The following is a 25,209-nucleotide window of genomic DNA, read 5'->3' on the forward strand; positions in this document are numbered from 1 at the left end:
TCGATCCTCCCACCCGGCACCGACAGCCGGGACAGGGCCCGGGGGGTGTCGCCGGAGGTGCCGCGGATCACCGGTGCAGGCGGGTGACGCCGCCAGTAAGCTGTATCGACTGCGGTAGCACCTTACTGATCTTCCGGAGAACCCCGTGCCCAGCCCCTATCGCGCCCTGTTCGCCGCCCCCGGCAGCAGGGCCTTCTCCGCCGCGGGGTTCCTCGGCCGGATGCCGCTGTCGATGATGGGCATCGGCGTGGTCACGATGATCTCCCAGGTGACCGGCCGGTACGGCCTGGCCGGCGCCCTCTCGGCCACCATCGCGCTCTCCGCCGCGCTGGCGGGCCCGCAGGTGTCGCGCCTGGTGGACCGGTACGGCCAGCGCCGGGTGCTGCGCCCGGCCACGCTCCTCTCGCTGTCCGCGGCGGCGGTGCTGCTGTTCGCCGCGCACTACGGCTGGCCGGAGTGGGTGCTGTTCGTCGCGTGCGTCGGGATCGGCTGCGTGCCCAGTCTGGGCGCCATGGTCCGGGCGCGCTGGGCCGCCCTGTACCGGGGCACGCCCCGGCTGCACACCGCGTACTCGTTCGAGTCGGTGGTGGACGAGGTCTGCTTCATCGTCGGCCCGATCGTCTCCATCGGCCTGTCCACGGCCTGGTTCCCGGAGGCCGGCCCGCTGCTGGCGGCCTGCTTCCTGGCGGTGGGCGTCTTCTGGCTGACCGCGCAGCGCGCCACCGAGCCCGCGCCGCATCCCCGCGAGCAGCAGGGCGGCGGCTCGGCGCTGCGGTCGCGGGGTCTTCAGGTGCTGGTCGCGACCTTCGCGGCGACGGGGACGATCTTCGGCGCAGTCGACGTGGTCACGGTGGCCTTCGCCGAGGAGGAGGGGCACAAGGCCGCGGCCAGCGTGGTGCTCGCCGTGTACGCCCTCGGCTCCTGCGTGGCCGGGCTGGTGTTCGGGCTGCTGCACTTCGCGGGGGCACCGGAACGCCGGTGGTTGCTGGGCGTCTGTGCCATGGCCGTGAGTATGATCCCACTCCTACTGGTCGGGAACTTGCCGTTTCTGGCCGTGGCGCTGTTCGTTGCGGGTCTGTCCATCGCTCCCACGATGATCACGACCATGTCCCTCATCGAAGAGCACGTACCACGCGCGCAGCTCACCGAGGGCATGACCTGGGTGAGCACCGGGCTCGCGGTCGGGGTCGCCCTCGGTTCCTCCGTGGGTGGCTGGGTGATCGACGCGGCCGGGGCGCGCGCCGGGTACGGGGTTCCGGCGGTGGCCGGGGCCGTCGCGGTCGCGGTCGGTTTCCTCGGGTACCGCCGGCTCGAGCGGCCGGCACCGGGTCGGGGAGGCTTCGTTGGGCAGCACGACGGGCACGAGGAACCGCACGTGGCGTAACTGGGGAGGCACCGTCTCCGTCCGGCCCGCCCGGGAGGTCACGCCTGCCTCCGTCGACGAACTGGCCGCGGCGGTGCGCCGGGCCGCCGAGGACGGGCTGCCGGTGAAGGCGGTCGGCACCGGCCACTCCTTCACCTCCATAGCCGCCACCGACGGCCTGATGATCCGCCCTGAGCTGCTGACGGGGATCCGGGGGATCGACCGCGAGGCGGGCACCGTCACGGTCGAGGCGGGCACCCCGCTGAAGCGGCTCAACGTGGCCCTCGCGCGGGAGGGCCTGTCGCTGACCAACATGGGCGACATCATGGAGCAGACGGTCTCCGGCGCCACCAGTACCGGCACCCACGGCACCGGCCGCGACTCCGCCTCCCTCGCCGCCCAGATCAAGGGCCTGGAACTGGTCACCGCCGACGGCTCGGTGCTCACCTGCTCCGAGAAGGAGAATCCGGACGTCTTCGCCGCCGCCCGGATCGGCCTCGGGGCCCTGGGTGTCGTCACCGCGGTCACCTTCGCCGTGGAGCCGCTCTTCCTGCTCACCGCGCGCGAGGAGCCCATGACGTTCGACCGCGTGTGCGCCGAGTTCGACGCGCTGCACGCCGAGAACGAGCACTTCGAGTTCTACTGGTTCCCGCACACCGGCAACACCAACACCAAGCGCAACAACCGCAGTGCGGGCCCCGAGCGCCCCGTGCCGCCCCTGCGGAGCTGGTTCGAGGACGAGTTCCTCTCCAACGGCGTCTTCCAGGTGGCCAACTGGGTCGGCCGCGCCGCGCCGGTGAGCATTCCGGCCGTCGCGCAGATCTCCAGCCGGGCGCTGTCCGCGCGGACGTACACCGACATCCCCTACAAGGTGTTCACCTCACCGCGCCGGGTGCGCTTCGTGGAGATGGAGTACGCCGTACCGCGCGAGGCGCTCGTGGAGACGCTTCGGGAGCTGAAGTCGATGGTCGACCGGTCCGGGCTGCGGATCAGCTTCCCCGTCGAGGTGCGCACCGCGCCGGCCGACGACATCGCGCTGTCCACGGCGTCCGGCCGGGAGAGCGCCTACATCGCGGTCCACATGTACAAGGGCACGCCGTACCAGCGGTACTTCACCGCCGCCGAGCGGATTTTCACCGCCCACGAGGGGCGACCCCATTGGGGGAAGATGCACACACGGGACGCGGAGTACCTCTCACGGGTGTATCCGCGTTTCGAGGAGTTCGTCGCGCTCCGGGAACGGCTCGATCCGGAACGGCGGTTCCGCAACGACTACTTGCGGAGGGTCCTGGGGGCGTAGACATGCCTCCGTTTCCGGCGATTACGTGAAGTTCCCCACAAGTCCCCCATGTTCAGGGCCGGATGAGTGGGGCAACCACGGCCAAGTCCCGCCCCTTGCGCGAACTCGGGCGGCGCGCCAATCCACGCACGTGGCCCAAATGGAGTACTGTGGCGAACCCTGGGTCCGGACTCCCGTCAGGGTGCCCGGGTCCTCGGAGGACCGCCGGGAGGGGGCTAGTTGCACAGGGTGACGCATTTGGTCACTTAGCGTTGCGAATAGGTAACCGTGCCATAACGGCGATCCAGGGCCCGCGCCCGACACGCCGGGCAACTCGGCAAGGTTGTGGCAGGCTGCACCCGGGCAGGCCACACTCGACTAGCGGAAGCAGCGACGCACGTGACGTCGGCAGGCACCACCCGGGAGGTCCCCATGCCCGAACTGCGTGTCGTGGCCGTCTCGAATGACGGCACACGGCTGGTGCTGAAGGCTGCGGACAGCACGGAGTACACGCTTCCGATCGACGAACGGCTCCGCGCCGCCGTGCGCGGCGACCGTCCCCGCCTCGGCCAGATCGAGATCGAGGTGGAGAGTCATCTCCGCCCCCGCGACATCCAGGCCCGTATAAGGGCCGGTGCGACCGCGGAAGAGGTCGCCCAGATGGCCGGCATCCCCGTCGACCGGGTCCGCCGCTTCGAAGGCCCCGTCCTCGCCGAGCGCGCCTTCATGGCCGAGCGCGCCCGCAAGACGCCGGTCCGCCGCCCCGGGGAGAACTCCGGTCCCCCGCTGGGCGAGGCCGTACAGGAGCGGCTGCTGCTGCGCGGCGCGGAGAAGGACACCGTCCAGTGGGACTCCTGGCGCCGCGACGACGGCACCTGGGAAGTACTGCTGGTCTACCGGGTCGCGGGCGAGCCGCACTCGGCGAGCTGGACGTACGACCCGCCCCGCAGGCTGGTCCAGGCCGTCGACGAGGAGGCGCGCTCGCTGATCGGTGAGTCCGACGACCTCGCCGCGCCAGAGCCCAGCTTCCCGTTCGTGCCGCGCATCGCCCGGCTGCCGCGCGACCGTCCGCTGGACCGCCCCGGCGACCGCGAGCGGCCGAACCTGCCCGCGCAGGCGTCCGAGCCGGCCGAGGAGTCCACCGCGGCCACCGCCTCGGGTGAACGCGACTCCCTGACCAGCCTCCTGGAGGCGGTGCCGAGCTTCCGCGGCGACCTGGTGGTGCCGGAGCGCACCCCCGAACCGGCCGCCGAGGAACCGGAGTCCGAGCCCGAGGCGGAGGAGCCGCCGGCGCCCGCCGCCTCCGCGGGTTCCGCGTACGCGGACGTGCTGATGCCCCGTTCGGTGGGAAGCCACCGGGACCGTCTCATCGGCTCCACCGACCGTCAGGCCGAGGCGGACGGCGTCCGTCCGGGCCGTCGCGCGGCGGTGCCGAGCTGGGACGAGATCGTGTTCGGGACGCGCCGCAAGAAGCAGGAGTAGGTCTCCCGGGGCTCCGCCCCGGACCCCGCTCCTCAAACGCCGGAGGGGCTGATGTCAGCCCGTCCGGCGTTTGAGGACGAGGCCCGCCAGGGCCGACAAGGCTTCGCTACCGCGGGTCCGGTCCCACCGCGACCGGTCGCTCCGGGTCCGAGGACCACTCCGACCAGGAGCCGACGTACAGAGCCGCCGGGACACCGGCGACCGCCAGCGCCAGCACCTCGTGCGCCGCCGACACGCCCGAGCCGCAGTACACGCCGACCGGTGCGTCCGGCGTCACGCCCAGCTCACCGAAGCGGGCGCGCAGCTCGTCGGCGGGCCGGAACCGGCCGTCGGCGCCCACGTTGGCGGAGGTCGGCGCGGACAGGGCACCCGGGATGTGGCCGCCGACCGGGTCGATGGGCTCCACCTCGCCCCGGTACCGCTCCCCCGCACGGGCGTCCAGCAGCACCCCCGTACGGGCGAGATCCGCCGCGCCGTCCGCGTCCAGCACCCCGGTGTCCCCCGGCTCCGGCACGAAGTCGCCCTCGGCCGGCTCCGGCACCGCCGTCTCCAACGGCCCCTCCCAGGCGGACAGTCCGCCGTCCAGGACCCGCACGTCCGGGTGACCCGTCCAGCGCAGCAGCCACCAGGCGCGGGCGGCCGCCCAGCCGATACCGCCGTCGTACACCACCACGGGCGTCCCCGCGGACACCCCGGCACGGCGCATCGCGGCACCGAACACCGCGAGATCCGGCAGCGGATGGCGCCCCTGCGGGCCGGGTGCGGACGCCAACTCCCGGTCCAGGTCGACGAAGACGGCGCCGGGCAGATGGCCCGCCGTGTAGGCGGCCCGCCCGTCGAACGGCGGTTCGCCGTTCGCGGCCGCCGTGCTGAGCTGCCAGCGGACGTCGAGCAGGACCGGCGGGCGGTCCGTCTGCAGCGCGGCCGCGAGTTCGGATGCGGAGATGATGACGTTCATGGTCACCATCCTCGCGCACGGGGTGGCCGACTCGTCCCGCTCCGACTACTCTGCTCGGCCGGGCACATCCGGTCACCGGGCGTACGGGATCGGGCACATACGGTGTCGGCTGCGGTGCGGGAACGATCCGCCAGGCGGACGCGAGACGGCCCCGCAGGGGCGAGCAGACCACGGCCGACGTACGAGCGGCCGAGAAGAGAGTGACGATGACCGACGCACGGGGGAACGCCCGCCCGAACGGCGGCGGGTCCGGTCGGCACACGCCCGGCACACCCTGCTGGGTGAGCCTGATGGCGCGCGGACTGGCCACGACCGAGAAGTTTTACGGAGCGCTGTTCGGATGGGAGTTCCGGCCGGGCCCGCAGCCGCTCGGCCCCTACGTGCGTGCCGTGCTCGACGGGCACGCGGTGGCCGGGATCGGGGTGCTGCCGCCCGACCGCCGGCTGCCCGTCGCCTGGACGCCCTACTTCGCCTCGGACGACGTGGACCGGACGGCCGAGGTGGTGCGTTCGTGCGGCGGCACGGTCGGCGTGGGGCCGCTGGACGCCGCCGACGCCGGGCGGATGGCGCTGGCCTCGGACCCGTGCGGCGCGGTCTTCGGCATCTGGCAGGCGGGCCCGGGAGCCGGCCGGGGCGTCACCGGCCGGCCTGGCACCCCGGCGTGGAACGAGCTGACGACCTACGAGACGCCGCATGTGGCCAAGTTCTACGAGACCGTGTTCGGCTACGACGAGGATCCGGTCGTCTCGGCCGACCTCGACTACGTGACGCTGCGCCTGGACGGCCGCCCGGTGACCGGCGTCCACGGCGTGGGCACCGCGCTGCCCCGCGACCGGGGGCCGCACTGGACGACGTACTTCACGGTGGAGGACGCCGACGACGCGGTGGACCAGGTCCTCCACCTGGGCGGCCAGGTGCTCACCGGACCCCGGGAGACCGAGCACGGCCGCGTCGCCACCGTGGCCGACCCGGAGGGGGCGCGGTTCGCGCTGCTACGGGGTCCGCGCTGACGCGCCGGTGTCGCGTGGCCGCGGCTGTCGCGCCCGGGCACGGCGCGAGTCGGCCGACTGTACGGCCGAGACCCCGGGACGCACCCGGATCTGGCAAGGTGGCGGCGGACGCCGGCGACCCGGGCCCGCCGCCGTCGCTCTCAGTCCAGGGCCCTCAGCAGGCTGCCGACGAGGCGGCCTGCCATCGTCCCGAGCGAACTCGCCACGGCGTTGACCAGACGGCTCGTCCAGGCGCGGAACGACGCGTCACCCGCGCGGCGGATGTCCGCCAGGTCCCGCGCCTGCTGAGCCAGCACCTGTGCCAGCAAGGACGCTACGCGGATGATCTCCCGAACGGCCTCCTCCACTTCCTGTGCCTCGAACCGGCGTCCGCAGGGGCAGTGAAAGTTCGTCTCCCACACCCCCCACGTCCGACGGCAGCCCGAGCAGCGCACTCGCGACCGGTCGGGCTCCACCTCCAGACCGCCGCCACCGCTCCCGGCGTCACTTCCCGCGTCCTCCGGGCAGTCGCGGTGCCGGCTCACGGCCCACGAGCGGGAGCAAGCCGGGCACTGCGGGAACGCGAACTCGACCCATGTCATGGTGTCCGTCGCGGGTCGTCCGGGACGCGGCGGGCCCTGCGGTACGCGTCCCGGTAGGACCGCTTCCCCGTCTCGACCATGCGTGCCGCGATCGACGCGAGGTCGTCGATGAAGGCACTGACGCGTGCCAGGGAGACACCGGCGACCGCCGCGAGCCGGCCGGCCACCTTGTTGAGCCACAGTCGGAACGACGCCTCCGACAACCGGTCGATCTCCCGCAGGTCCTCCATCTGTTCCTGGATGACCGAGCGCAGGGCGTCCACCACCGCGTCGAACTCCGCTCCCGTTCGCGGTTCGGCGTTCATCGGCTCTGCCCCCGCTCCACACGGCGTACGTACTCCTCGAACCGAGCCCGGTCGGCGTACAGCTCACGCCACTGGGCATCGGAGAGTTCCGCCAGCGCGTCGGCGACGGACCGAGGCTCGTGCGGATCGGGCTGTCGCGTCCGGTCCTGGGGCATCTGCTGCGGGACGGGTGGGTTCGGATCGCCTTCCGGAATCTCGGCCAGGGTCCTCGCCGTGGCGGCCCGAAGCAGCTTGCGGTCCACCAGAGCCGTGAAGTCCGCCAGGGCCATGCGCTGCTCCAGAACCCACCGGCGCTGCTCGGGGACGGCGTACATCATCTCCTTGAACAGGGCCGTCAGGTTGAAGAACCGGCCGGCCGCGTAACACACCGCCCGGCCCCGCCAGGACGGCAGCACGCGGGCGATGCTGCGGGTGAACTCCTCCTCCCGCTCCCGTAGCGCGGCCCGCTGCAGTTCGGAGGGCAGATTTGCGTGCCTGTTCCAGTCGTGCGGACCGATTTCGTCGGCCTTGTTGAGGCCGAACACCAGGCGGCCGACCAGGTCGGGACTGTTCCCGAAGACGTCCGCCAGCGCCTGCTGCACGAGCTGGACCGTCCGGTCCTCGGCCGGGTGTATCCACACGATGGCGTCCGCGGTCGGCAGGATCTGCCGGTACAGGTCCAGGTAGCGGCGGTAGTTCGCGATGTCGTCACCGAGGCCGGGCATGTCGACGACCTCCAGGGCGCCCTTGCTCCCACTGACCTCCTGCACCGGGATCGTCCAGGCCCTGTCGGTGGTCGCCTTGCTGTGCCCGACCTCCTGTCCGGCATTGAAGAGGGCGTTGACCGTCGTGGACTTGCCGACTCCGGTTTGACCGATGAGGACCAGCCGGGGCGGGCCTTCCTTGCCGAGCGCCTCCTCATAGCCTTCAAGGACCGCCTTCTTCTGGGCGGGTGTGAGGTCCTCGGACTGCTCGACCGACGTGGTGAACCGCCTCAGGCGGTCGCGGATGGTTCCGGACATGACCGTGCCTTTCTGGATCACCGGGGCCCCGCGCCCCGGTACCGCGATCGTCCCGGTAAGGGGATCGTGCCGTCTGTCCCCGCCGACGGGGACACGGTCGGCGGGCGCGGGGTCAGGGAGCGCGAACGGCTGCTTCCACGTAGGTGGAGGTGTCGGAGTTCAGCACGTCGGCGTCCGTTCGGGCACCGCCGGCCGAAAGCGCGTCTTCCAGCGCCCGGGCCCGCTGCCGGTCTCCTGGGAGCACGACGAGGGAGGCCCGTAAGGTGCCCGTCACGGCGTTGACGGTAAGAATGATCTCGTTCGGCGCGGGGCCGCTGGTCAGCGCCGTACTCAGCAACAGCCGCAGAAGAGCGGGCGGATGCAGGTCGTCGGAGTCCGACTGAATGGCGACGGCGCATCCCCCCTGGCGGGCGGACGCCAACAGGTCACGCACGGTCCGGTCGAGGACGCCGGGAAGCTGGAGCTCGTCGCGGACGGCACCGGACAGCAGACGGGCCCGGTTCCTGATTCCTGGGTCGTCGGGCGCGCACCGGCCGGAGCCCACTTCGGTCAGCAGTGGAAGGATCTCCTCGCCGAGCAGGGCCAGTCGTTGACGGTGCAGTTCCTCCCGGGCCCGCCGCGCCGCCTCGGTGGCCAGCAAGGCCGACCGGGCAGACTCCGCCCGGGCGGTCACCCCGCCGAGGTGGGCGATGGTGCGTCCGATGACGAGGCCCGTGAGGACGCCGAGTGCGGGCGCGAAGAGGGCGGGCAGCACGACGGCGACGGTTGCGCCGGGCGAGGAGGCAATCGGCGGGCCGGTGACGACGAGTACGACGATGCCCGCCTGTTCCAGCGCCAGTGCCGTCAGCGCTTCCCAGGCAGGGCGGACGATCACCAGCAGAGTCAGCAGCGGTGTCACGGCGCCGACCGGCCAGGAATCGAAGTCCTTGAGGGCGGAGAGGGGAAGGAACAGGAAGCTGCCGAGCACGCCGGAAACGGCGAAACAGCAGGCCGCGCCGGCCGCGTATCGGGAGATGCCCGCATCCGCCCGCAGGAGCAGCGCCACGGTCAGGCCCGCGAGCAGCGCGTACCAGATCAGGAGCGGGCCGGTGCCCGGGCTGCGGGAGGCATGTATGACCGCGATGATCCCCATGGCCGAGAGGAACGGCAGACATACGGCGGCCAGGGGGCGCCGCACGTCCCCCACGGCGGCCCGCATCCGTGCGAGCGTCGCCTCGGCGGTTCCGTCCCGGGCGTCGGCCAGTTCTTCCGCGTCCGCCGGAGCTGCGGCCGGCGGGTGCCACTCCAGCCGCACGGTGGTGCCGCGTCCAGGGGTACTGCGAATGTCCGCCCGTCCTCCGGCCTCGTCCATGCGCCGGATGACCGAACGCTGTAAGCCCACCGAGGACGGGGCGATCTCCCCGGCGGAGAAACCCGTCCCGTCGTCCGTGACGCTCAGCCGGAAACCCGCACCCCTCCCGGTGTCAGGACGGTCCTGTCCGCCCACGCTTTGCAGTCGTACGCGTACGGTCCGGGCCCCGGCATGCTCCTCGACGTTGCGGAGCGCCTCGCGGGCGGCGCCGACCACGGCCTCGGCGACGTGTGCCGGAACGTGAAGCGCGTCGGGTGTCTCGACCGTCAGTTCCGTCCCTGCGGGTGGCCGGAGTCCGCAGATCGGAGCCGTCAGGTCCACCATGCCGGCGCCGGCCGGCCGGACCGGGTAGGCCGCGAGCGCCGCCACGGCTCCCGCAGCCGCCTCCCGCAGCCGGAGCAACGGGACGCCGGGCAGGGCGATGGCCTGCAGTGCGGTACTGACCTCGTCGTGCAGCACGCCCTGGAAGTTGCGGTGGGCCTCACGTCGGCCGGCCTCGCGGCCGGCAGCCGCTCGTACCGCCCGTACCCGCTCACGTGCTCGGTCGGCCCGGTCGCCCGCCCTGCGCATGAGCGGAGCAAGCACATCACCGGCCACGGCCGTCGCCACCAGCGGCCAGACGCCTTCGACGGCGCCTGCCGGGCCGTCCGCCGGCCAACAGGTGACGACCTGCGCACCGATCACCACCGCGTACGTCCACCGGCGGGCACGGCCCGGCAGCACCGCTGCGGCGAGCAGCACGGCGGGAGTGGTCAGCAGGCAACGCTGCCCGATCACGACGCGGGAGGTCCCCTCGGCGGCGAGTACCGCCGGTCCCACCAGCGCCAGGCCGACAGCCATGCCGAGGTCCCCACGCGAAAGGTGCACCCGTGCGCCGCGTACGACCGTCACCACAGCCTGCGCGAGCGACACCAGTGCCACCGCGCGGACATCGGGCCATGGCTCCGCGGCTCCCGACAGCAGGAATCCGGACCAGCTCAGAGCGAACAGGGCTGACAGAGCGGCCACCGCGCGGGACAGCCCGCACTCCACCCCGTACCGGTAGGACCCCGGTCTCAGGGGACGGTCCGTTCCGGCAGGTCTGGGCCGATGTCGATGTGCCCGTCGGCCACAGCTCGGTACACGAGCCCGCTGGTGCCTCCCATCTGGTCGTCACCCACCTTGGCGTAGGCCTCGACCGCCCTCTTGCGGTGGGTGTGCAAGGTGTCCTCGGTGATGTGAAGCATGCGTGCGATGTCCGCGTAGGGCAGGCCCCGGGCGATCAGTTGCAGCACCTCCCTCTGGCGGGCGGACAGCCGGACCTCACCCCGCGGATCGGTCACGATCGAGTGGGCGAGGCGGCTGGAGACATAGATTTCGCCCGAGTCCGCCGTGCGGATCGCGTCGACGAGCCGTTCCTGCGGATCCTCCTTCAGCACAAGGCCGAGCGCTCCCTCGTCGAGCGCCCGACGCACCAGGGCTGGGCGCTGCTCGGCGGTGAAGACCAGCACGCGCGCCCCCGTGGCCCGCAGCCGTCGGACATTCGAGGTGACGTCGCTGCCGTCGCGCAGGCGCAGGTCGAGCAGAACGACGGATGCCGTGGTGTCACCGGCGAGTGCCGCGAACAGGAGGTCGACGTTTTCGGCCGTGGCCACGAGCCGGATACCGGGCGCATGAGCGGCGAAGTACGCCGCAATGCCGTCGAGCAGGATGGGGTGGTCGTCCACGGCGGCCACCCTGATCACCGGGCTGCCCCCGTCCCCCGCGCCTGGTCCCATGCCATCCCCCGCCCCCGTCGCGCATCCCGGGGCCCTGATGTGCGCTCGATTTCCCGGAGGTGCATCGTAGGCCGCGCCACGGCGAGTCGGGGCGGCTTCGTGAGGAACTTTCGGTGGCTCGGACCGTTACGACGAGGAGCCTGCCCACAGCCGCTGCCCGAGCGCTGTCAGGGCTGTCGTGACGGGCTGAGCCTCGTCACGGCCTCCTGGGCCCGCTGAGGTCCGCGTCCAGGCGGTAGCGGGACTGGACCGCGAGGGCGGCCGCCATGAGGAGGGCGGGCAGGAGCGTGAAGCCGAGCAGGATGGCCGTGTGCGCGCCGCCCGACTGGGTGACCTCCTCGCCGGCCCGCGCGGCCGCGTACCCGCCGAGCGCCAGGGCCGCCGAGTACAGGTAGGGGCCGGCCGCGGCGCCCGTCGCCTCCGTCGCGGTCCACACCCCCGTGTAGGCGCCGGTCCGGTCGGTCTCGGCGCCGCCGCCGGCGCGGACGGTGTCCGGGACCATCGAGAACGGGAAGAGCTGCAGGCCCGCGAAGCACACGCCGAGCACGAGGGTGCACAGGACGGGCACCACGAGCCCGGCCCCCTTCCCCGCCGCGAGGCCGAGCGCCCCGGCGACGAAGAACCCCTGGCACAGCAGCAGGCAGCGCTGCTTGCCCCAGCTCCGCGACAGGCGGAACCACACGGGCGTGGTGAGCAGCGCGGGGGCGACGAACGCGGCCATGAGGACGGTGGTGAAGCCGGGGCGGTCCAGTACGTGCCGGGCGTAGTACGGCAGACCGGCGAGGACCAGGTGGGTCGTGGTGGAGACCAGGAGGTAGCAGGAGACCAGCACCCGGAAGGGGCGGTTGCGGCGCAGTACGTCCCGGACCTGGGCGAGGGCCGGGTTGCGCGCGGTCCGTTCCGGGGCCCGTCGGCCGGGTTCGGGGGCGGGCAGGAGGTCGCGGACGCCACCGACGCCGACGAACTGGAAGACCACGGTGAACGCGCCGAGGACCAAGGCCATGCTCACGTACCGGCCGACCGAGTCGCCCTCCCCCGCCAGCAGCGGGGCCAGCGCGCCGCCGACGAGGATGCCGACGGTGAGGACCACCATCCGGAAGGACAGCACCCGGGTCCGGCCGTGGTAGCCGACCGTCATGTCGGTGGGGGTGGCGAGATAGGGCACCTGGTACGCGGCGAACAGGGCGTTGGCGACGACGAACCAGCCGGCGACCCAGAGGGCGGCGGTCCACGGCCGGTCGGCCACCGGCCCGGGGACGGCGAACAGCGCGACGAAGGCGGGCGCGAGGGCACAGCCCGCCTTCAGGAGCCGCAGCCTGGTCCCCCGGCTGGCACGCTCACGGTCGGACAGCGAGCCGACGTACGGGTGCAGGACGATGTCCACGGCCTTGGGGACCAGCAGCGCCAGACCGGCCAGCCAGGGGGCGACGCCGAGGGTGTCGGTCAGGAAATACAGGAGCAGCAGGCCCGGGACGGTGACGTAGACGCCCATGCCGGCCGAGCCGAGCGCGTAGCGCACGAGCGCGGGACGGGGCACGTCGGCGCCGTCCGCGGCGTCCGCCACGGCGGCGGGGGCACGCTCGTCGGGGAGAGGGGCTTCGGATCCTGTGGCGGCGTTCATGAATCCCTCAGGTGTTGGATTGCGAGGTCTGCGGATCCTAGCCAGACTGTGCCGGATGAGGAAGAGCAGCGAGACATCCCCCGACGAGCGGCCCGCCCGGCGCGGTCCGGGACGGCCCCGGCGCGCGGAGCGGGACGGGCCCTCCACGCGCGAGCGGATCCTGCGGGAGGCCACGGAACTGTTCGCCGCCCGGGGGCCGGAGGGGACCTCGCTGCGTGACATCGCGGCGCGGGTGGGCATCGACGTGTCGAGCCTGCACCACCACTTCCCCGCCAAGGAGGCTCTGTACGACGCCTGTTTCGAGCGGGTGCACGCAGCCGAGCGGGCGGCGCTCGCCCCGCTGGTGGCCGACCTGGACCGGGCCACGGCGGCGGGCGGGGAGCCCCTCAGCGCGGCGCTGCGCGCGCTCGCGGAGGGCTTCGTGGACTTCCTGGAGGAGCATCCGCACACCACGTTCCTGTGGCTGCGCCGGTGGCTCGACCCGACGCGCGGCGCGGGCCTGGACCGGGCCTACGCGCTGCCGTTGTACGGCGACGTGGAGCGGGCACTGCTGGAGGCCGCCCAGGCGGGGACCGTGCGCGAGACCACGCCGCACGTCACGGTCCGCAGCCTGGTGTGGGCGGCGCACGGTCACGTCACCGCGCTGGCCGCCGCCTCCCCCGCGGAACGGGAGCGCGAGCGCTACGAGTTCCGGCTCTGGGTGCGCCGCTTCCTCGACGCCCTGTACGGGACCGAAGGGAGCGCGGGCGGGCGGAGGGCTGGTGCCGGCGACGGAAGTGACGTAATAATCCATCGCACGTTGGAATAACTCCACGGGACAGCCGCATACGACGGCTGCACGGCTCGGGGAAGGGCGCGGACGCGATGGGCGCAGGACGGGGCACGGCGGGACCGGGACGGGTGGCCGTCGTCGGCGGCGGCATAGCGGGCATCGCGGCCGTGAAGGCGCTGCTCCAGGCAGGCGTCGAGGTGTTCGGCGTGGAGCGCGCCGACGAGCTGGGCGGACTGTGGCGACTGGCCCCGGACACCGCCGCGTACGAGGGGCTGCGGCTCAACACGTCGAGGGCTCGCACCGAGTTCGCCGACCACCCGATGCCCGCGGAGTGGCCGGACTACCCCTCGCGTGGCCAACTGCTGTCGTACGTCCAGGACTACACCGGACGCTTCGGTGTGACGGAGCACTTCCGCACGGGCACGGAACTCGTCGCCGCCCGGCGCACCGAGGACGGCTGGCTCCTCGAACTGACCGGCCCCGACGGCGCGTACGAGGAGCCGGTCGCCCATCTCGTGGTCGCCAACGGGCACAACCACACCCCGCGTCTGCCCGAACCGCCGTATTCCGGCACCTTCGAGGGGACCACCTCGCACGCGCACGCCTACCGCGAGCCGTCCGAGTTCGCGGGCCGCCGGGTGCTGGTCGTCGGCACCGGCAACTCCGCGATGGACATCGCGACGGAGTTGGCGGAGCAGGCGGACGAGGTGCTGATCTCGGCTCGGCGCGGCGTGTGGGTGCTGCCCAAGCGGCTGTTCGGCCGCCCGACCGACCAGTGGAACGGCGCGCTGGCGGCCGTCCTGCCGTGGCGGCTGCGCCAGCGGCTCTCCCAGACGATGCTGCGGCTCGCGGCCCGCGGCACGGAGGGCCCGGCGCTGCCCCCGTCCCCCGAGGGCGTGCTCCAGGACCATCCGACGCTGAGTGACACGGTCCCCGCGCTGGTGCGGGCCGGGAGGATCGGCGTACGGGCGGGCATCGAACGCTTCGACGGGCGCCGGGTGCGCTTCACGGACGGGCGGGAGGACGAGGTGGACCACGTGCTGTGGTGCACCGGGTACCGGGCGACCGTGCCGTTCCTCGACCCGGCGCTGGTCCCCGACCCGGCCCGGCTGCCGCTGTACCGGCACGTGTTCCCGCTGGACGACGACGCCCTGTCCTTCGTGGGCCTGATGCAGTCGACGGGGTCGGCGCTGCCGGTGGTGGAGGCGCAGAGCCGGCTGCTCGCCGCGCATCTGACCGGACGGCTGCGCAGGCCGCCGCGCGACCGGATGCTGGCCTCGGTCACCGCGGAGCTGCACGCGGCGCGGGAACGCTGGGGCGGCAAACGGCCGCACATGCGGATCGACGTCGACCAGTACCTGCGCCAGGTGGCGCGGGACCTGGACGGCGGACGGGACGTGACCCCGCTCGCGGGACGGCGGGTGCTCGTCACGGGCGCCGCGGGGACCTTCGGCCGGGCGCTGGGGGCGCGCTTCACCGAGCTCGGCGCCCGCGTGGTCGGCCTGGACCTGCACGCCGACGCCTCGGCACCGGTGCCGGTGGTGGGCTGCGACCTGACCGATCCGGAGTCGGTGACCAAGGGCGTCGAGGAGGCCGTGCGGCTGCTCGGCGGGGGCGTGGACGTCCTGGTCAACAACGCGGGCCGGGGCGGTCCGGCACCCGCGGAGCTGCGGCCGTCGGCGGAGGTGCACGCCCAGCTGAACCTCAACCTGCTCGCCGCCTGGGACGTGACGGCGGCGGCCCTCCCCCATCTCGAACGGGCGCGCGGGCGGGTGGTGTTCATCGCCTCGCGGATGGCGGTGATGCCGCTGCCGCTGGCCGCCGCGTACGGGGTCTCCAAGCGGGCCCTCGCCGCGTACGCGGACACGCTGCGGCTGGAGGTCGGCACCCATGTGGGAGTGACGACCGTCTACCCGAGCATGGTGCGCAGCCCGATCCACGACAGCACCCGTGAGGCGGGGCTCTCCCTGGACGGGGTGTCGCGGCCGGAGCCGCTGGAGGGTGTGGTGGCCGCGGTGGTCTCGGCGGTCACCGCCCGCCGGGCCCCACGCGACGTGGCGACGACCCGCCGCGGCCGGGCCGAGATGGCGCTGGCCCGGCACGCCCCGGCGCTGACCGACCGGATCGTCCGCCGCACGGTCGCGTCCCGGGTGGCGGCGGGCGCCTTCGCCAAGGCCCCGCTGGCGGAGGGACTGCGGCGGCGGCACGGACGGGAGGGCTAGGGCCTGTCCGGCACGATCCGCCGGGCTGGGCTTACGAGGGTGTCGGCCGGGCGGTCTCGGCGCGGGTGTCGTAGGCGGCCCGGGCGGCGTCGATGCCGTCCAGGTTGTGGGTGGACCACTCCAGCAGGGGCGCGGTGGCCTCGCGGAGGGTCGCGCCCATCGGGGTGAGCTCGTAACTGACGTGCGGTGGCATGACGTTGTGGACCGTGCGCGTCAGGATGCCGTCGCGCTCCAGGCTGCGCAGGGTGACGGTCAGCATGCGCTGGCTGATGCCGGTGGTGGCGCGCTTGAGCTCGGTGAAGCGGCGCGGCCCCTGGCTGAGGTTGCGGACGACCAGCAGGGACCACTTGTCGCCGACGATGTTCAGCACGTCGGCCGTCCGGCACGGGTGCTGCCGGTGGATCGCTGCTGACGGGCCGTCGGGTGGGGTCATGGTTACCTCCGGGGAACCGGGTCACCGAAATGTGCCTTATTGCCCGTGACCGGGCGGGTGCACCAGGATGAACGAGCGGTTCCCGAAGCGTACCGAGGCACGGAAGGGAACCGCTCCCCTCCCCTGCCCCTGCGTGAAAGGCACCCTTGTGTCGACCTACCTCCTTGTCCACGGCGCCTGGCACGACGGACGGTGCTGGGAGCGGGTGGCCCCGCTTCTGGAAGCGGCCGGACACCGCGCGTTCCACCCCTCCCTGACCGGCTACGGCGACAAGGCGCACCTGCTCGGTCCCGAGGTGGGCCTGGACACGCACGTCGAGGACGTCGTCCGGCTGATCAAGGACGAGGACCTGACCGACGTGATCCTGGTCGGCCACAGCTACGCGGGCCTGGTGATCTCGTCGGCGGCGAACGAGGTCCCGGAGCGGGTCGCGCATCTGGTGTACCTGGACGCGATGGTCCCGGAACACGGCGAGACGGCGGTCGGCGCGCAGCCCGTCACCCAGAGCCTGATCGACCTCGCCGCGTCCACGGACACCCCGTGGCGCATCCCGCCCCTGCCGGAACTGCCGCCACCCTTCGGCCTGTTCGGTGTGACCGATCCGGCGGACCAGGAGTGGCTGCGCGGCATGCTGTCCGACCACCCGGTGCTGTGCCTCCAGCAGCCGGCGCGTCTGGACAACCCTGCGCTGCGCCAGGTCCCGCGCACGCACATCCACTGCGTCGGCGCGGCTCCGGAGGGCATCGTGCGCCGCCCGGTGCCGGCGCTCCAGCCCAACGGGACGCCGTCGCGGGTACGGGAACTGCCCACCGGGCACGACTGCATGATCACGATGCCGGCCGAACTGAGCGAGCTGCTGCTGGACGTGGCCGGTTAGACCGGGGCAGCCGGGACGCGCACCGTTTCCACCCAGGGCGGCGGCTCGGGCGCGCCGTCGCCGATCAGGGCCGCGATCAGGCGACAGGACGGGATTTCGGCGGGCCAGGGGGTGAACCCGTCGGTGAGGACGATCACGACCGACGGGCGTTCGGGGGACGCGAGCGCGGCGTCGATGCCGACGCGCATGTCCGTGCCGCCCCCACCGCCGAGCGTGACCTCCTCGGTCGTCGTCACCCGCGACACGGCGTGCACGTCGGCGTCACAGGCGAGGACGGTGACACGGTTGCCGCGTACGCCGACCTCACGCAGGACACCCGTGATCTCCCCCAGTGCCGCCGCGAGTTCGGCCTCGCCCATCGAGCCCGAGGTGTCGACGACGACGGCCACCCGGGGCAGCGGACGGCGCAGACTCGGCAGGACCACACCGCGCAGTGCCGGGGTGCGGCGCGAGGGACGGCGGTAGGTGTAGTCGACGGCGCCGCCCGCCCAGGCGGCGGCCTCCCGTACCGCGCCGGTCAGGGCCTGCCGCCAGTCGACCGTGGGTTCCAGGACCTCCTCGGCCCAGCGCTGCCAGCCACCGGGCAGGGTGCCACGGGAGCGCTGGTGGGCGCGCATCGCCTCGGCGGTGTGCCGCCGCAGTGCCTGTGCCTCGGCCTCGCCGACCCCGTCGGGGCCGTCGGCCCGCGGGAGTTCCCACGGTGCGGAGATGCCGTGGGCGCCCGAACCGCAGTCGTGTTCCCGGACGTGCGGGGGCAGTGCCGGCAGGTACTGCTCGAACAGCTGGCCGGCGGGCAGACCGTAGAGACGGGGTTCCACGCGTCCGGCGGGCAGGCGCAGGCCGTCGGCGAGGACGTCGTCGTTGATCTCGCAGTCCTGGGCGACGTTGACGCGGCAGTGGTCGCGCTGGTCGGCGGCGGGGAGCCGTCCGGCGCGGCCGTGGTGGTCGCGCAGCAGATGGGCCACCTCGTGGATCCACACGCCCGCGAGCTCGTCGACGGGCGTCGCGTCGACGAACGCGGGCGACACGTAGCAGCGCCAGTGCCGGTCCACGCCCATGGTCGGCACCGCGGTGCTCTCCACGATGCCGAGGGCGTACAGCGCCGACGCCAGATAGGGGCGGTCGTGCGCCGCGCGGTAGCGGGCGGCGAGGAGTTTGGTGCGGTCCAGGCCGCCGCGGGGGTCCGTCATGCCCGCTCGTCTCAACGGCCGCCGGGCAGGGCCCCGGACAGCTGCAGCAGGTCCAGGAACGCGTCGATGCCGGGAGGTACGGGCCAGTCCAGCCGGCGCATCGCCGCGAGGTCGGTGGCGGCACGGGCGGCCACGTCCGGCACACCCGCGTCCACCGCCTTGGCCAGCACGGCCCAGGCGGCTTCCCAGCGGGGCCGCGTGAGATCGCTCTGCACGGCGGCCACGATCGCGATGAGGAAGGCCAGTTGCCGGTCGCCGCGGTCCGGCAGCGCGAACGCGTCGGGGTCGGCGAGGACCCGCTCGGGGTCGGGCAGGTCCAGGTGCTCCAGGTACGACAGCAACTCGATGCCCGCGCCGTCGCCCACGGCCCCGGTGAGCGCGACGGCCGTCGCCTCACGGCCCGCGCCGGTCGCGTACGCCGTCGCCAGCAGCCGCAGCGCCATCTCCCAGGTGCGCGGGGACGGCCAGGAGCGGCCGCGGGCCTCCGCGTCGCCGGGGAGCTGGTGGACCAGGCCGGGGCGGGCTGTGAGGAAACCGGAGACGGCGCCGCGTGCCCGCGCCACCGCGCCGGGCACCTTCGCGGGGTCGACGACCGGGACCGTCGCCTCCGGCCAGGTTCCGGCCATGCCGCGCGCGACCGTGGCCGGGTGGTGGGTCCAATGGAGGTGGACGAAGCGGTTGGCGAGCGGCGGGCTGAGGTGCCAGCCGTCGGCGGCGCTCGACGGCGGGTTGGCGGCGGCGACGATCCGCACCGCGTCCGGCAGGACCAGGCTGCCGACCCGGCGTTCCAGCACCACACGCAGCAGAGCCGCCTGCACCGCCGGGGGCGCGGAGGACAACTCGTCGAAGAACAGCAGGCCGTGCCCGGCGTCCCGGAGCCGGACCGCCCAGTCGGGCGGGGCCATGGGCACGCCGGTCGCCGCCGGGTCGTCGCCGACGATCGGGAGCCCGGCGAAGTCCGAGGGCTCGTGGACGCTCGCGATGACCGTCTCCAGCGGGAGGCCGAGTCCGGCGGCGAGCTGTTCCAGTCCGACCGACTTGCCGATGCCGGGTTCGCCCCACAGCAGGACGGGCTGGTTGGCCGTCACTGCCAGGGTCAGCGCCTCCAGTTGGGAGCTGGCGACGGGTTCGGTGCGGCGCGCGCGCAGCCGGGCGACGAGGGCGTCGGCGGCGGCGAGCGGGGCGGGGGTGGTGGTCAAGGTTGGGTTCCTCTGGTGGTCAAGGCTGGGTTCCTCGCTGTGCCGGGCGGGCTCGTGCCGCGCGGGGACGGGTGCGGGTCGGTGGCCGTCGGGCCGACGCGCTAGTCGTTCTCGTCGCGGCGGTCCAGGTACTCGTCCCACCAGTCGCCGCCGACGTCCGGGTGCTCCTCACGGACGCGCTTGCGGAGGAAGGCCAGATCGTCCCGCCGGTAACGGCGGATCACGTGCGCGAGCGACTGCTCCATGTGGTCCTCGACGTCGATCCGGGCGCCCGCGTCCAGCAGAGCCTCCACCAGGGCGCGGGAACCGCCCTCGGCGACCGCCACGAACAGCGGGGTCTTGTCCTGCGAGTCCCTCGCCTCCAGGTCGAGCCCCGCCGCGAGCAGCCGGGGCAGCAGGGGCTCGTGGTCGACGAGGTTCAACACGTGCAGCAGGGAGCGTCCGGCGGCATCACGGACGCGGCAGTCCACACCCATGTCGAGAAGCTGGAGCACGCCGTCGGTGTCGCCGTGCTGGCCGCGCAGGAACAGGTCGCGCCGCTGCGCGCGGAGCGCCTTCGGCAGCCGCCCTTCGCCCGACGACCAGGTCTGCTCCACGGCGAAACATCCCGCGACGGCGCCGCCGAACGCGCGCAGGGCCCGCTCGCGCTGCTGTTCCTCGTCGCTGTGCGGCATACGGAGCAGGGCGCCCGGACGGAAGCCGACCTCGTGCCACTCGCCCCGGCAGCGCACCCGGACGGGCGGAGGAGCCTCGGGACCCGGTGGTCCACCGATACCTCCGTCGGGCCGGACGCCGGGGAACAGGGCCTCGGCGACCAGCGGATGCAGGTTTTCCGGCTCGATCCCGCCCACCCGGAGCAGGTCGAGGTCGGGGAGCCTGCGCCAGAGCGTCTCGGGCAGGAACGGCAGCTTCTCGGTGCTTTTCCTGGGGTCGACGACCCTCACCGAGAGGCCGCCGTCCTTCAGCTTCCAGAGAAGGTTGCTGTGCCAGTGGTCGAGCATCAGGAAGCGGTCGCCCGCGCCCTCGTCCCGCAGCCGGCGCATCTCCTGCGCCAGGCGGGTGTGGTCGAGCGAGAGAACGGCGACGGATGTCTCCGCGCCCACGTACCACCTGGGGCCGCTGTCCGGCGCCGCCAGGTCGGCGTCGATCCCGGCGGCGGCGAAGGCCTCGTGGATCTCCCCCTTCTCGTGCAGCAGCGTCACCCACTCGGCCCGTCCGGCCGGGTCGCCGTCACCGGGGTCCGAGGAGGGCAGTGCGTCAGGGGCGAGCAGTCCGCCCTCCGCATCGAAGAACGGGAGCCGTCCAGGACCGCCCGCGTGCTCGCGCAGGGCGGCGGTGTGCCGGGCGTCCCAGAGGTGCCGGGCGTACCGCCAGTCCTCCGTCAGGCCGCCGAAGACGCCGACCGGCCCCTCGGCCGCGAGCGTGCCGAAGCTGAGGGAGACCCGCTGCGGTCCCTGCCGCATCTTGGGTGTGGTGAGGTGCAGGTACGGCGTGGCGCGCGGGCCTTCGTCCGCGCCGACCGGCCGGTACCGGGCGAGGACCACGGTGCGGTCGGTGTCCAGGGTGGTCCAGCCGTCGAGCGTCCGGGGCAGGTGCCATCGCACCAGGTCGGGGACCAGGTGCCGCAGGTCGTCCTCCAGCGCGGCGGCGACGTCGTGGCCGCAGTGCTCGGCGATCTCCGCCAGGTCGATGTCGACGTCGAACCGGGCCGCCGCGCAGGCGCCCCTCCAGTCACCCGCGTGACGGCGTTCGGTCGCGCGCTCGATCATGGCGCGCGGGACGGCGTACCGCCGGATCCGGCGCCAACTCGACGCCGTCGCAGGCGAAAAGCACGCGGGTGCGGTGCGGCGGCTCACCGGTAGACGCTCCCTGTCGCGCGCAGGTCGGGGTGGGCGGCGGTCATGGGCCGCAGACGCCGGGTGAAGGAGCGCTTCACCTTGCGGGGCAGCCCGGGGCCCAGGCCGACGTACTCCAGCGGGGAGTCGTCCGGAACGGCCGCCAGGAGGGACTTGGCGCCGCGTCCGGTGAGGCCGGTGTGGCGCAGCTCCAGCCGGCGCAGGGGGCTGCCGGGGAGCGCGGAGGCCAAGGCATGCGCGCCGTCGTCACCGGTGGCGTTGGCGGGTGCGCCGAGGCTGCGTTCCGACATGGGCCGTCCGAGGTCGAGCGCCTCGATGCCGCCCAGGGCGTCGGCGAGGGCGCGTGCTCCGGCGGGACCGATGCCGTTGCCGCCCAGGCCGAGCCGTGCGGGGTGTGCGGAGTCGGCGGCCGCTGCCGCGAGCACGGCGGCGCCCCGGTCGCCGAGGTGGTTGGCGGGCAGGTACAGCTCGCGCACCCCAGCGTCCCGGACGAGCGCCGCGAGCAGTCCGGCGGTGTCGGCGGTCAGGCCGTTCCCGCCGAGGAAGAGGCGTTCCACGGGGTGCGGGCGGCTGGTGAGGGCGTCGAGCAGGAGGCGCAGACTCGCCGTCGTGACACCGGTGTTGACGAGGTCGAGGGTCCGTAGTGCCGTGTTGCGGCGGAGCATCGCGGCGAGGGCCGTGCCACCGTCGTCGCCGACGGGGTTGCGCTTGAGCCAGAGGGCGCGGACGGTGTCGTCGCCGGAGAGCGCGTCGGCGAGGACGGTGACGCCGTCGGGGCCGATGCGGTTGCAGCCGAGATACAGGGTGCGCAGACCGTGGCCGCCGGCGAGGGCGCGAGCGACCGTCGACGCCCCCTCGTCGCCTATGGCGTTGGTGCCGAGCAGGACATGCCGGGCGTGCGGGGATGCTGCCGCGGCGGGCATCAGCCGGGCGGCGCCCGCCGCTCCGAGTCCCTGCTTGCACAGGTCGACGCGGCCGTCCGCGCGGAGAGTGCCGAGTGGGAAGGTCTCGTCGTCCTCGACCGCCCGGTCCGAGCCGAGCCTCGCCAGCAGCGGGTCCAGGCCCTCGGGATCGGCGGACGGGACGTCCGGGTGCTCGATCGCCGGGCAGCGCACGGGGGTCGGCTGCGTCATCACCACTCCACCGGTCCGTCGCCGGTGTCCGGTCCGCCGGGGGCCGGTACGGCCCCCGCCCGCCCGCGACGGACCGACGTCTGTCGACGTTTCTCCACGACTAGGGCGGCAAGACCGGTCGGATTCGAACCGACGTCCTCCAGCTTGATGCGTGGGCGCGACGACCTCTGCGCTACGGCCTTGCCAGTCGACGATCATAGCGGGACCGACCGCCGGATTCGATCACTTGTTTGGAAAAGTGTGCGACCTTCTCGGCCGGGCGGCTCAGCTAGACGACACCGGCAGCACGTCCGGTGCCAGGGCCGCCGCCCTCGCCGTCGCCGCCGTCATGCGGCGGCGGTGGTGGCGGCGGCAGAGGACCTCGTAGCCGATCTCGTCCGTGGAGCCGGTGACATCGCCGACGACGACCTGGGCGCCCTCGACGACCATCACGCCGCCGACCGTGCGGGCGTTGTGCGTGGCGCGGGCGCCGCACCAGCACAGGGCCTCGACCTGGAGCACCTCGACACGGTCGGCGAGTTCGACCAGGCGCTGGGAGCCGGGGAACAGCTTGGAGCGGAAGTCGGTGGTGATGCCGAAGGCGTAGACGTCGAGCTCCAGGTCGTCCACCACGCGCGCGAGCTGGTCTATCTGCTCGGGCGCCAGGAACTGCGCCTCGTCGGCGATCACGTAGTCCGCGCGTCGGCCCTGCGAGAGGTGGTCGACGAGGTGGGCGTACAGGTCGGCGCCGTCACCGACCTCCACCGCGTCGGTGACCAGGCCCAGGCGGGAGGACAGCTTGCCCTCGCCGGCCCGGTCGTTCCGCGTGAAGATCATGCCGACCAGGCCGCGTGCCGACCGGTTGTGCTCGATCTGCAGAGCGAGCGTCGACTTCCCGCAGTCCATCGTGCCGCAGAAGAACACCAGCTCGGACATGGGGGGTCGAACACCTTTCGGCAGGGATCAGGGACGGGACGCGTCAGGAGCGTACTTCGAGCAGGGGGACCAGCTGCTCGGCAGGGGTCATGGAACCGTGGTTGCCGACCATCGCCGACTCCCTCGGCTCCCGCTCGGAGGCGATGAGCAGGACGTCGTCCCGGGCGGCCGCGATCACGTCGCCGATCCGGTGGTACACGCGCTCGTCGACCGACGGGCCGAACCAGCCCGCGTCGATCGCCTCGTCGCGCGAGGCCACCCAGAACTGCTCGCCGAGCACCTCGCGCCAGCAGGCCAGCACGTCCCCGGCGGCGCCGGGCACCGCGTAGACGTGACGCGCGCGGCCCTCGCCGCCGAGCAGGGCGACGCCCGCCTTCAGCTCCCAGTCCTCGTCGAAGTCGATCCGGTGCTGCTCGTCGAAGGGCACGTCGATCATGCCATGGTCGGCGGTGACGTAGAGGGCGCTGCGCGGCGGCAGCTGCTCGGCCAGGCGCTGCACCAGGCGGTCGACGTACATCAGCTGGCCGCGCCAGGTGTCGGAGTCGACGCCGAAGCGGTGACCGGCCCCGTCGACCTCGGCGTAGTACGTGTAGACGAGCGAGCGGTCGGCGGCGGCCAGCTGCTCCGCCGCGGTGTCCATGCGGTCCTCCCCGGACAGCCGTCCCTGGAAGGTGCCGCCGCTGAGCGCGACCTTGGTCAGCGGGGTGTTGGCGAAGTGCGGGGAGGACACCTGTGCGGCGTGCACGCCCGCGCGGTGCGCCAGTTCGAAGACGGTCGGGTACGGCTGCCAGGCGCCGGGCGGGGTCCAGGGCTGCCAGCGCAGCTGGTTCATCAGCTCGCCGGTGTCCGGGTCGCGCACGGTGTAGCCGGGCAGGCCGTGCGCGCCCGGCGGCAGACCGGTGCCGACGGAGGCCAGGGAGGTCGCGGTGGTCGCCGGGTACCCGGCGGTGATCGGGCGTCCGGTGCCGCCGCGCGAGGCGGCCAGCAGGGACGTCATGAACGGCGCTTCCTCCGGGTGGGCCTTCAGCTGCTCCCAGCCGAGGCCGTCGATCAGGAAGACGCAGTTCCGGTCGGCGGGGGTGAGCTCGCCGATACCGACGGTCATGCCGGGGACGCCGAGGCCGGCGGCGAGGGTGGGCAGCAGGTCGGCGAGGGAGCCGGTGCCGTACGCCGGTACCGGGGCGGAGTCGACGGGGAGCGGCTCCGGGTGGGTGTCCCAGAGGTGCGCTGCCAGGTGCCCCCGGTCGTGGGCGGCGGGCGGGGGGTGAGCCATCAGCGCAGGTCCGCGGTCGCCTCGGACAGGGCCTGGGCGAAGACCAGGGCCTGGCGCACCGTCTCCGGGCCGTCACCGGCCTCGCTGACGCGCAGGCTCAGGTCGTCGGCCGTGGAGTTGCCCGTGTAGCCGTGGTCGGCCTCGCAGTCGGGGTCGCCGCAGGCGGCAGGCTCCAGGTCGATGCGGGAGACCGCGCCCCAGCCGATGGTGAGCACGATCTCGCGCGGCAGCGTGCCCGGCGTGTAGGACTCCGGGTTGGCGACGACGCGGCTGACCACGATCGACGAGATCCGGCCGAGCTTCACCGATTCGGTGGAGGTGGTGGCGTAGGGGGTGGAGGAGGTGCTGTCCGCGGCCTGCTCGTCGGTGTGGCTGACGATGAAGCGGTTGCCGGTGAGGACGAGCACGGTCACGTGCCGCCGTACCTCGTTCTGGTCGAACGTCGTCTCCTGGTGGACCAGGTACGACCGGATGGGCTCGCCGCCCACGGCGGCCTCCACCGCCTCGGCCACGAGAGCCGGGTAGTAGCCGCTGCGTTCGATCGCCGTCCGCAGCCCCTGGGTCGTCGTACTGGTCTTGGCCATGTCGCCCATCCTACGGGTGGCCACTGACTGCGAGGCACCGCTCGCCC

Annotated in this window: 22 protein-coding genes and 1 pseudogene; 7 read left to right on the forward strand and 16 right to left on the reverse strand. The window is 73.3% G+C overall.

All coding sequences use genetic code 11. The annotated features are described in order from the left end of the window. The first annotated feature begins 145 nt into the window (after positions 1 to 145). From B100_RS0116810 to sepH, 3 genes are all read left to right on the forward strand, one after another. Entirely contained in the window at positions 146 to 1,384 is a 1,239-nt protein-coding gene (locus B100_RS0116810; RefSeq protein ID WP_024885596.1) for an MFS transporter, read from the forward strand. After that, on the forward strand, positions 1,344 to 2,663 hold the full coding sequence (locus tag B100_RS0116815; RefSeq protein ID WP_024885597.1) for a D-arabinono-1,4-lactone oxidase: 1,320 nt from the start codon (positions 1,344 to 1,346) through the stop codon (positions 2,661 to 2,663). Before B100_RS0116810 ends, B100_RS0116815 begins: the two co-directional genes overlap by 41 nt. Positions 2,664 to 3,074: 411 nt before the next feature. After that, the gene (gene sepH / locus B100_RS0116820; protein WP_024885598.1) at positions 3,075 to 4,124 is read left to right on the forward strand and encodes a septation protein SepH; all 1,050 of its coding nucleotides are present in this window, start codon (positions 3,075 to 3,077) and stop codon (positions 4,122 to 4,124) included. 106 nt (positions 4,125 to 4,230) lie between these two features. Here the strand turns inward: sepH and B100_RS0116825 are convergent, their stop codons facing one another. Then, positions 4,231 to 5,082: a sulfurtransferase gene (locus B100_RS0116825; RefSeq protein WP_024885599.1), complete on the reverse strand. Its 852-nt coding sequence runs from the start codon at positions 5,080 to 5,082 to the stop codon at positions 4,231 to 4,233. A 206-nt stretch (positions 5,083 to 5,288) separates the two neighbouring features. Here B100_RS0116825 and B100_RS0116830 point away from each other — a divergent pair, with 206 nt between their 5' ends. Beyond that, on the forward strand, positions 5,289 to 6,092 hold the full coding sequence (locus B100_RS0116830; RefSeq protein ID WP_024885600.1) for a VOC family protein: 804 nt from the start codon (positions 5,289 to 5,291) through the stop codon (positions 6,090 to 6,092). 140 nt (positions 6,093 to 6,232) lie between these two features. Here B100_RS0116830 and B100_RS36965 read toward each other — a convergent pair whose 3' ends face one another. The 6 genes from B100_RS36965 to B100_RS0116860 form a co-directional block, all read right to left on the reverse strand. Then, positions 6,233 to 6,439, reverse strand: coding sequence for a hypothetical protein (locus B100_RS36965; protein WP_158686724.1), 207 nt, complete (start codon positions 6,437 to 6,439; stop codon positions 6,233 to 6,235). A gap of 230 nt (positions 6,440 to 6,669) precedes the next feature. Then, on the reverse strand, positions 6,670 to 6,978 hold the full coding sequence (locus B100_RS0116840) for a hypothetical protein (protein ID WP_024885602.1): 309 nt from the start codon (positions 6,976 to 6,978) through the stop codon (positions 6,670 to 6,672). Further along, complete coding sequence (locus B100_RS0116845) at positions 6,975 to 7,979, reverse strand: GTPase (protein ID WP_158686725.1); 1,005 nt, start codon at positions 7,977 to 7,979, stop codon at positions 6,975 to 6,977. Before B100_RS0116845 ends, B100_RS0116840 begins: the two co-directional genes overlap by 4 nt. A gap of 112 nt (positions 7,980 to 8,091) precedes the next feature. After that, entirely contained in the window at positions 8,092 to 10,170 is a 2,079-nt protein-coding gene (locus B100_RS36490; RefSeq protein WP_158686726.1) for an ATP-binding protein, read from the reverse strand. Between the two features lie 215 nt (positions 10,171 to 10,385). Continuing rightward, positions 10,386 to 11,036, reverse strand: a complete 651-nt coding sequence (locus B100_RS0116855) for a response regulator transcription factor (protein ID WP_158686727.1) — start codon at positions 11,034 to 11,036, stop codon at positions 10,386 to 10,388. Positions 11,037 to 11,283: 247 nt separating this feature from the next. Continuing rightward, on the reverse strand, positions 11,284 to 12,708 hold the full coding sequence (locus B100_RS0116860; protein ID WP_024885606.1) for an MFS transporter: 1,425 nt from the start codon (positions 12,706 to 12,708) through the stop codon (positions 11,284 to 11,286). A 55-nt stretch (positions 12,709 to 12,763) separates the two neighbouring features. On the opposite strand from B100_RS0116860, the gene B100_RS0116865 reads away from it, so the two are divergent. Continuing rightward, positions 12,764 to 13,516: a TetR/AcrR family transcriptional regulator gene (locus B100_RS0116865; RefSeq protein WP_024885607.1), complete on the forward strand. Its 753-nt coding sequence runs from the start codon at positions 12,764 to 12,766 to the stop codon at positions 13,514 to 13,516. 56 nt (positions 13,517 to 13,572) lie between these two features. Beyond that, positions 13,573 to 15,702 carry an SDR family NAD(P)-dependent oxidoreductase gene (locus B100_RS0116870; RefSeq protein ID WP_024885608.1) on the forward strand — a complete coding sequence of 710 codons (2,130 nt, stop codon included), beginning with the start codon at positions 13,573 to 13,575 and terminating at the stop codon, positions 15,700 to 15,702. A 31-nt stretch (positions 15,703 to 15,733) separates the two neighbouring features. On the opposite strand, the gene B100_RS0116875 is transcribed toward B100_RS0116870, so the two are convergent. Continuing rightward, positions 15,734 to 16,135 carry a winged helix-turn-helix transcriptional regulator gene (locus tag B100_RS0116875; protein ID WP_024885609.1) on the reverse strand — a complete coding sequence of 134 codons (402 nt, stop codon included), beginning with the start codon at positions 16,133 to 16,135 and terminating at the stop codon, positions 15,734 to 15,736. A gap of 148 nt (positions 16,136 to 16,283) precedes the next feature. On the opposite strand from B100_RS0116875, the gene B100_RS0116880 reads away from it, so the two are divergent. Beyond that, the gene (locus tag B100_RS0116880) at positions 16,284 to 17,012 is read left to right on the forward strand and encodes an alpha/beta fold hydrolase (RefSeq protein ID WP_024885610.1); all 729 of its coding nucleotides are present in this window, start codon (positions 16,284 to 16,286) and stop codon (positions 17,010 to 17,012) included. Here B100_RS0116880 and B100_RS0116885 read toward each other — a convergent pair. The 8 genes and pseudogenes from B100_RS0116885 to B100_RS0116920 all read right to left on the reverse strand — a co-directional run bounded on the left by B100_RS0116885 (position 17,009) and on the right by B100_RS0116920 (position 25,162). Continuing rightward, positions 17,009 to 18,202, reverse strand: a complete 1,194-nt coding sequence (locus B100_RS0116885; protein ID WP_024885611.1) for a DUF2201 family putative metallopeptidase — start codon at positions 18,200 to 18,202, stop codon at positions 17,009 to 17,011. The genes B100_RS0116880 and B100_RS0116885 overlap by 4 nt on opposite strands. Positions 18,203 to 18,213: 11 nt before the next feature. Beyond that, a complete protein-coding gene (locus B100_RS0116890; RefSeq protein WP_024885612.1) occupies positions 18,214 to 19,401 on the reverse strand; it encodes a sigma 54-interacting transcriptional regulator in 1,188 nt (395 codons plus the stop codon). Between the two features lie 101 nt (positions 19,402 to 19,502). Then, positions 19,503 to 21,170, reverse strand: coding sequence for an ankyrin repeat domain-containing protein (locus B100_RS0116895; protein WP_486585653.1), 1,668 nt, complete (start codon positions 21,168 to 21,170; stop codon positions 19,503 to 19,505). An 83-nt stretch (positions 21,171 to 21,253) separates the two neighbouring features. After that, entirely contained in the window at positions 21,254 to 22,390 is a 1,137-nt protein-coding gene (locus B100_RS0116900; RefSeq protein ID WP_024885614.1) for a hypothetical protein, read from the reverse strand. Between the two features lie 109 nt (positions 22,391 to 22,499). Next, positions 22,500 to 22,572: pseudogene (locus tag B100_RS0116905) on the reverse strand. Between the two features lie 82 nt (positions 22,573 to 22,654). Further along, positions 22,655 to 23,305, reverse strand: coding sequence for a thymidine kinase (locus B100_RS0116910; RefSeq protein WP_024885615.1), 651 nt, complete (start codon positions 23,303 to 23,305; stop codon positions 22,655 to 22,657). Between the two features lie 43 nt (positions 23,306 to 23,348). Beyond that, the gene (locus B100_RS0116915) at positions 23,349 to 24,578 is read right to left on the reverse strand and encodes an alkaline phosphatase family protein (protein ID WP_051490006.1); all 1,230 of its coding nucleotides are present in this window, start codon (positions 24,576 to 24,578) and stop codon (positions 23,349 to 23,351) included. Then, the gene (locus B100_RS0116920) at positions 24,578 to 25,162 is read right to left on the reverse strand and encodes a DUF5998 family protein (protein ID WP_037722968.1); all 585 of its coding nucleotides are present in this window, start codon (positions 25,160 to 25,162) and stop codon (positions 24,578 to 24,580) included. Before B100_RS0116920 ends, B100_RS0116915 begins: the two co-directional genes overlap by 1 nt. Positions 25,163 to 25,209: the final 47 nt, after the last annotated feature.

Source organism: Streptomyces sp. CNH189, assembly GCF_000527195.1.

Bases quoted from the DNA above. Each gene is read 5' to 3' on its own strand.
- sepH (WP_024885598.1), top strand. From the start codon at position 3,075: ATGCCCGAACTGCGTGTCGTGGCCGTCTCGAATGACGGCACACGGCTG.
- B100_RS0116825 (WP_024885599.1), bottom strand. From the start codon at position 5,082: ATGAACGTCATCATCTCCGCATCCGAACTCGCGGCCGCGCTGCAGACG.
- B100_RS0116830 (WP_024885600.1), top strand. From the start codon at position 5,289: ATGACCGACGCACGGGGGAACGCCCGCCCGAACGGCGGCGGGTCCGGT.
- B100_RS0116840 (WP_024885602.1), bottom strand. From the start codon at position 6,978: ATGAACGCCGAACCGCGAACGGGAGCGGAGTTCGACGCGGTGGTGGAC.
- B100_RS0116845 (WP_158686725.1), bottom strand. From the start codon at position 7,979: ATGTCCGGAACCATCCGCGACCGCCTGAGGCGGTTCACCACGTCGGTC.
- B100_RS36490 (WP_158686726.1), bottom strand. From the start codon at position 10,170: ATGGCTGTCGGCCTGGCGCTGGTGGGACCGGCGGTACTCGCCGCCGAG.
- B100_RS0116860 (WP_024885606.1), bottom strand. From the start codon at position 12,708: ATGAACGCCGCCACAGGATCCGAAGCCCCTCTCCCCGACGAGCGTGCC.
- B100_RS0116865 (WP_024885607.1), top strand. From the start codon at position 12,764: ATGAGGAAGAGCAGCGAGACATCCCCCGACGAGCGGCCCGCCCGGCGC.
- B100_RS0116870 (WP_024885608.1), top strand. From the start codon at position 13,573: ATGGGCGCAGGACGGGGCACGGCGGGACCGGGACGGGTGGCCGTCGTC.
- B100_RS0116875 (WP_024885609.1), bottom strand. From the start codon at position 16,135: ATGACCCCACCCGACGGCCCGTCAGCAGCGATCCACCGGCAGCACCCG.
- B100_RS0116885 (WP_024885611.1), bottom strand. From the start codon at position 18,202: ATGACGGACCCCCGCGGCGGCCTGGACCGCACCAAACTCCTCGCCGCC.
- B100_RS0116895 (WP_486585653.1), bottom strand. From the start codon at position 21,170: ATGATCGAGCGCGCGACCGAACGCCGTCACGCGGGTGACTGGAGGGGC.
- B100_RS0116900 (WP_024885614.1), bottom strand. From the start codon at position 22,390: ATGACGCAGCCGACCCCCGTGCGCTGCCCGGCGATCGAGCACCCGGAC.
- B100_RS0116910 (WP_024885615.1), bottom strand. From the start codon at position 23,305: ATGTCCGAGCTGGTGTTCTTCTGCGGCACGATGGACTGCGGGAAGTCG.
- B100_RS0116915 (WP_051490006.1), bottom strand. From the start codon at position 24,578: ATGGCTCACCCCCCGCCCGCCGCCCACGACCGGGGGCACCTGGCAGCG.
- B100_RS0116920 (WP_037722968.1), bottom strand. From the start codon at position 25,162: ATGGCCAAGACCAGTACGACGACCCAGGGGCTGCGGACGGCGATCGAA.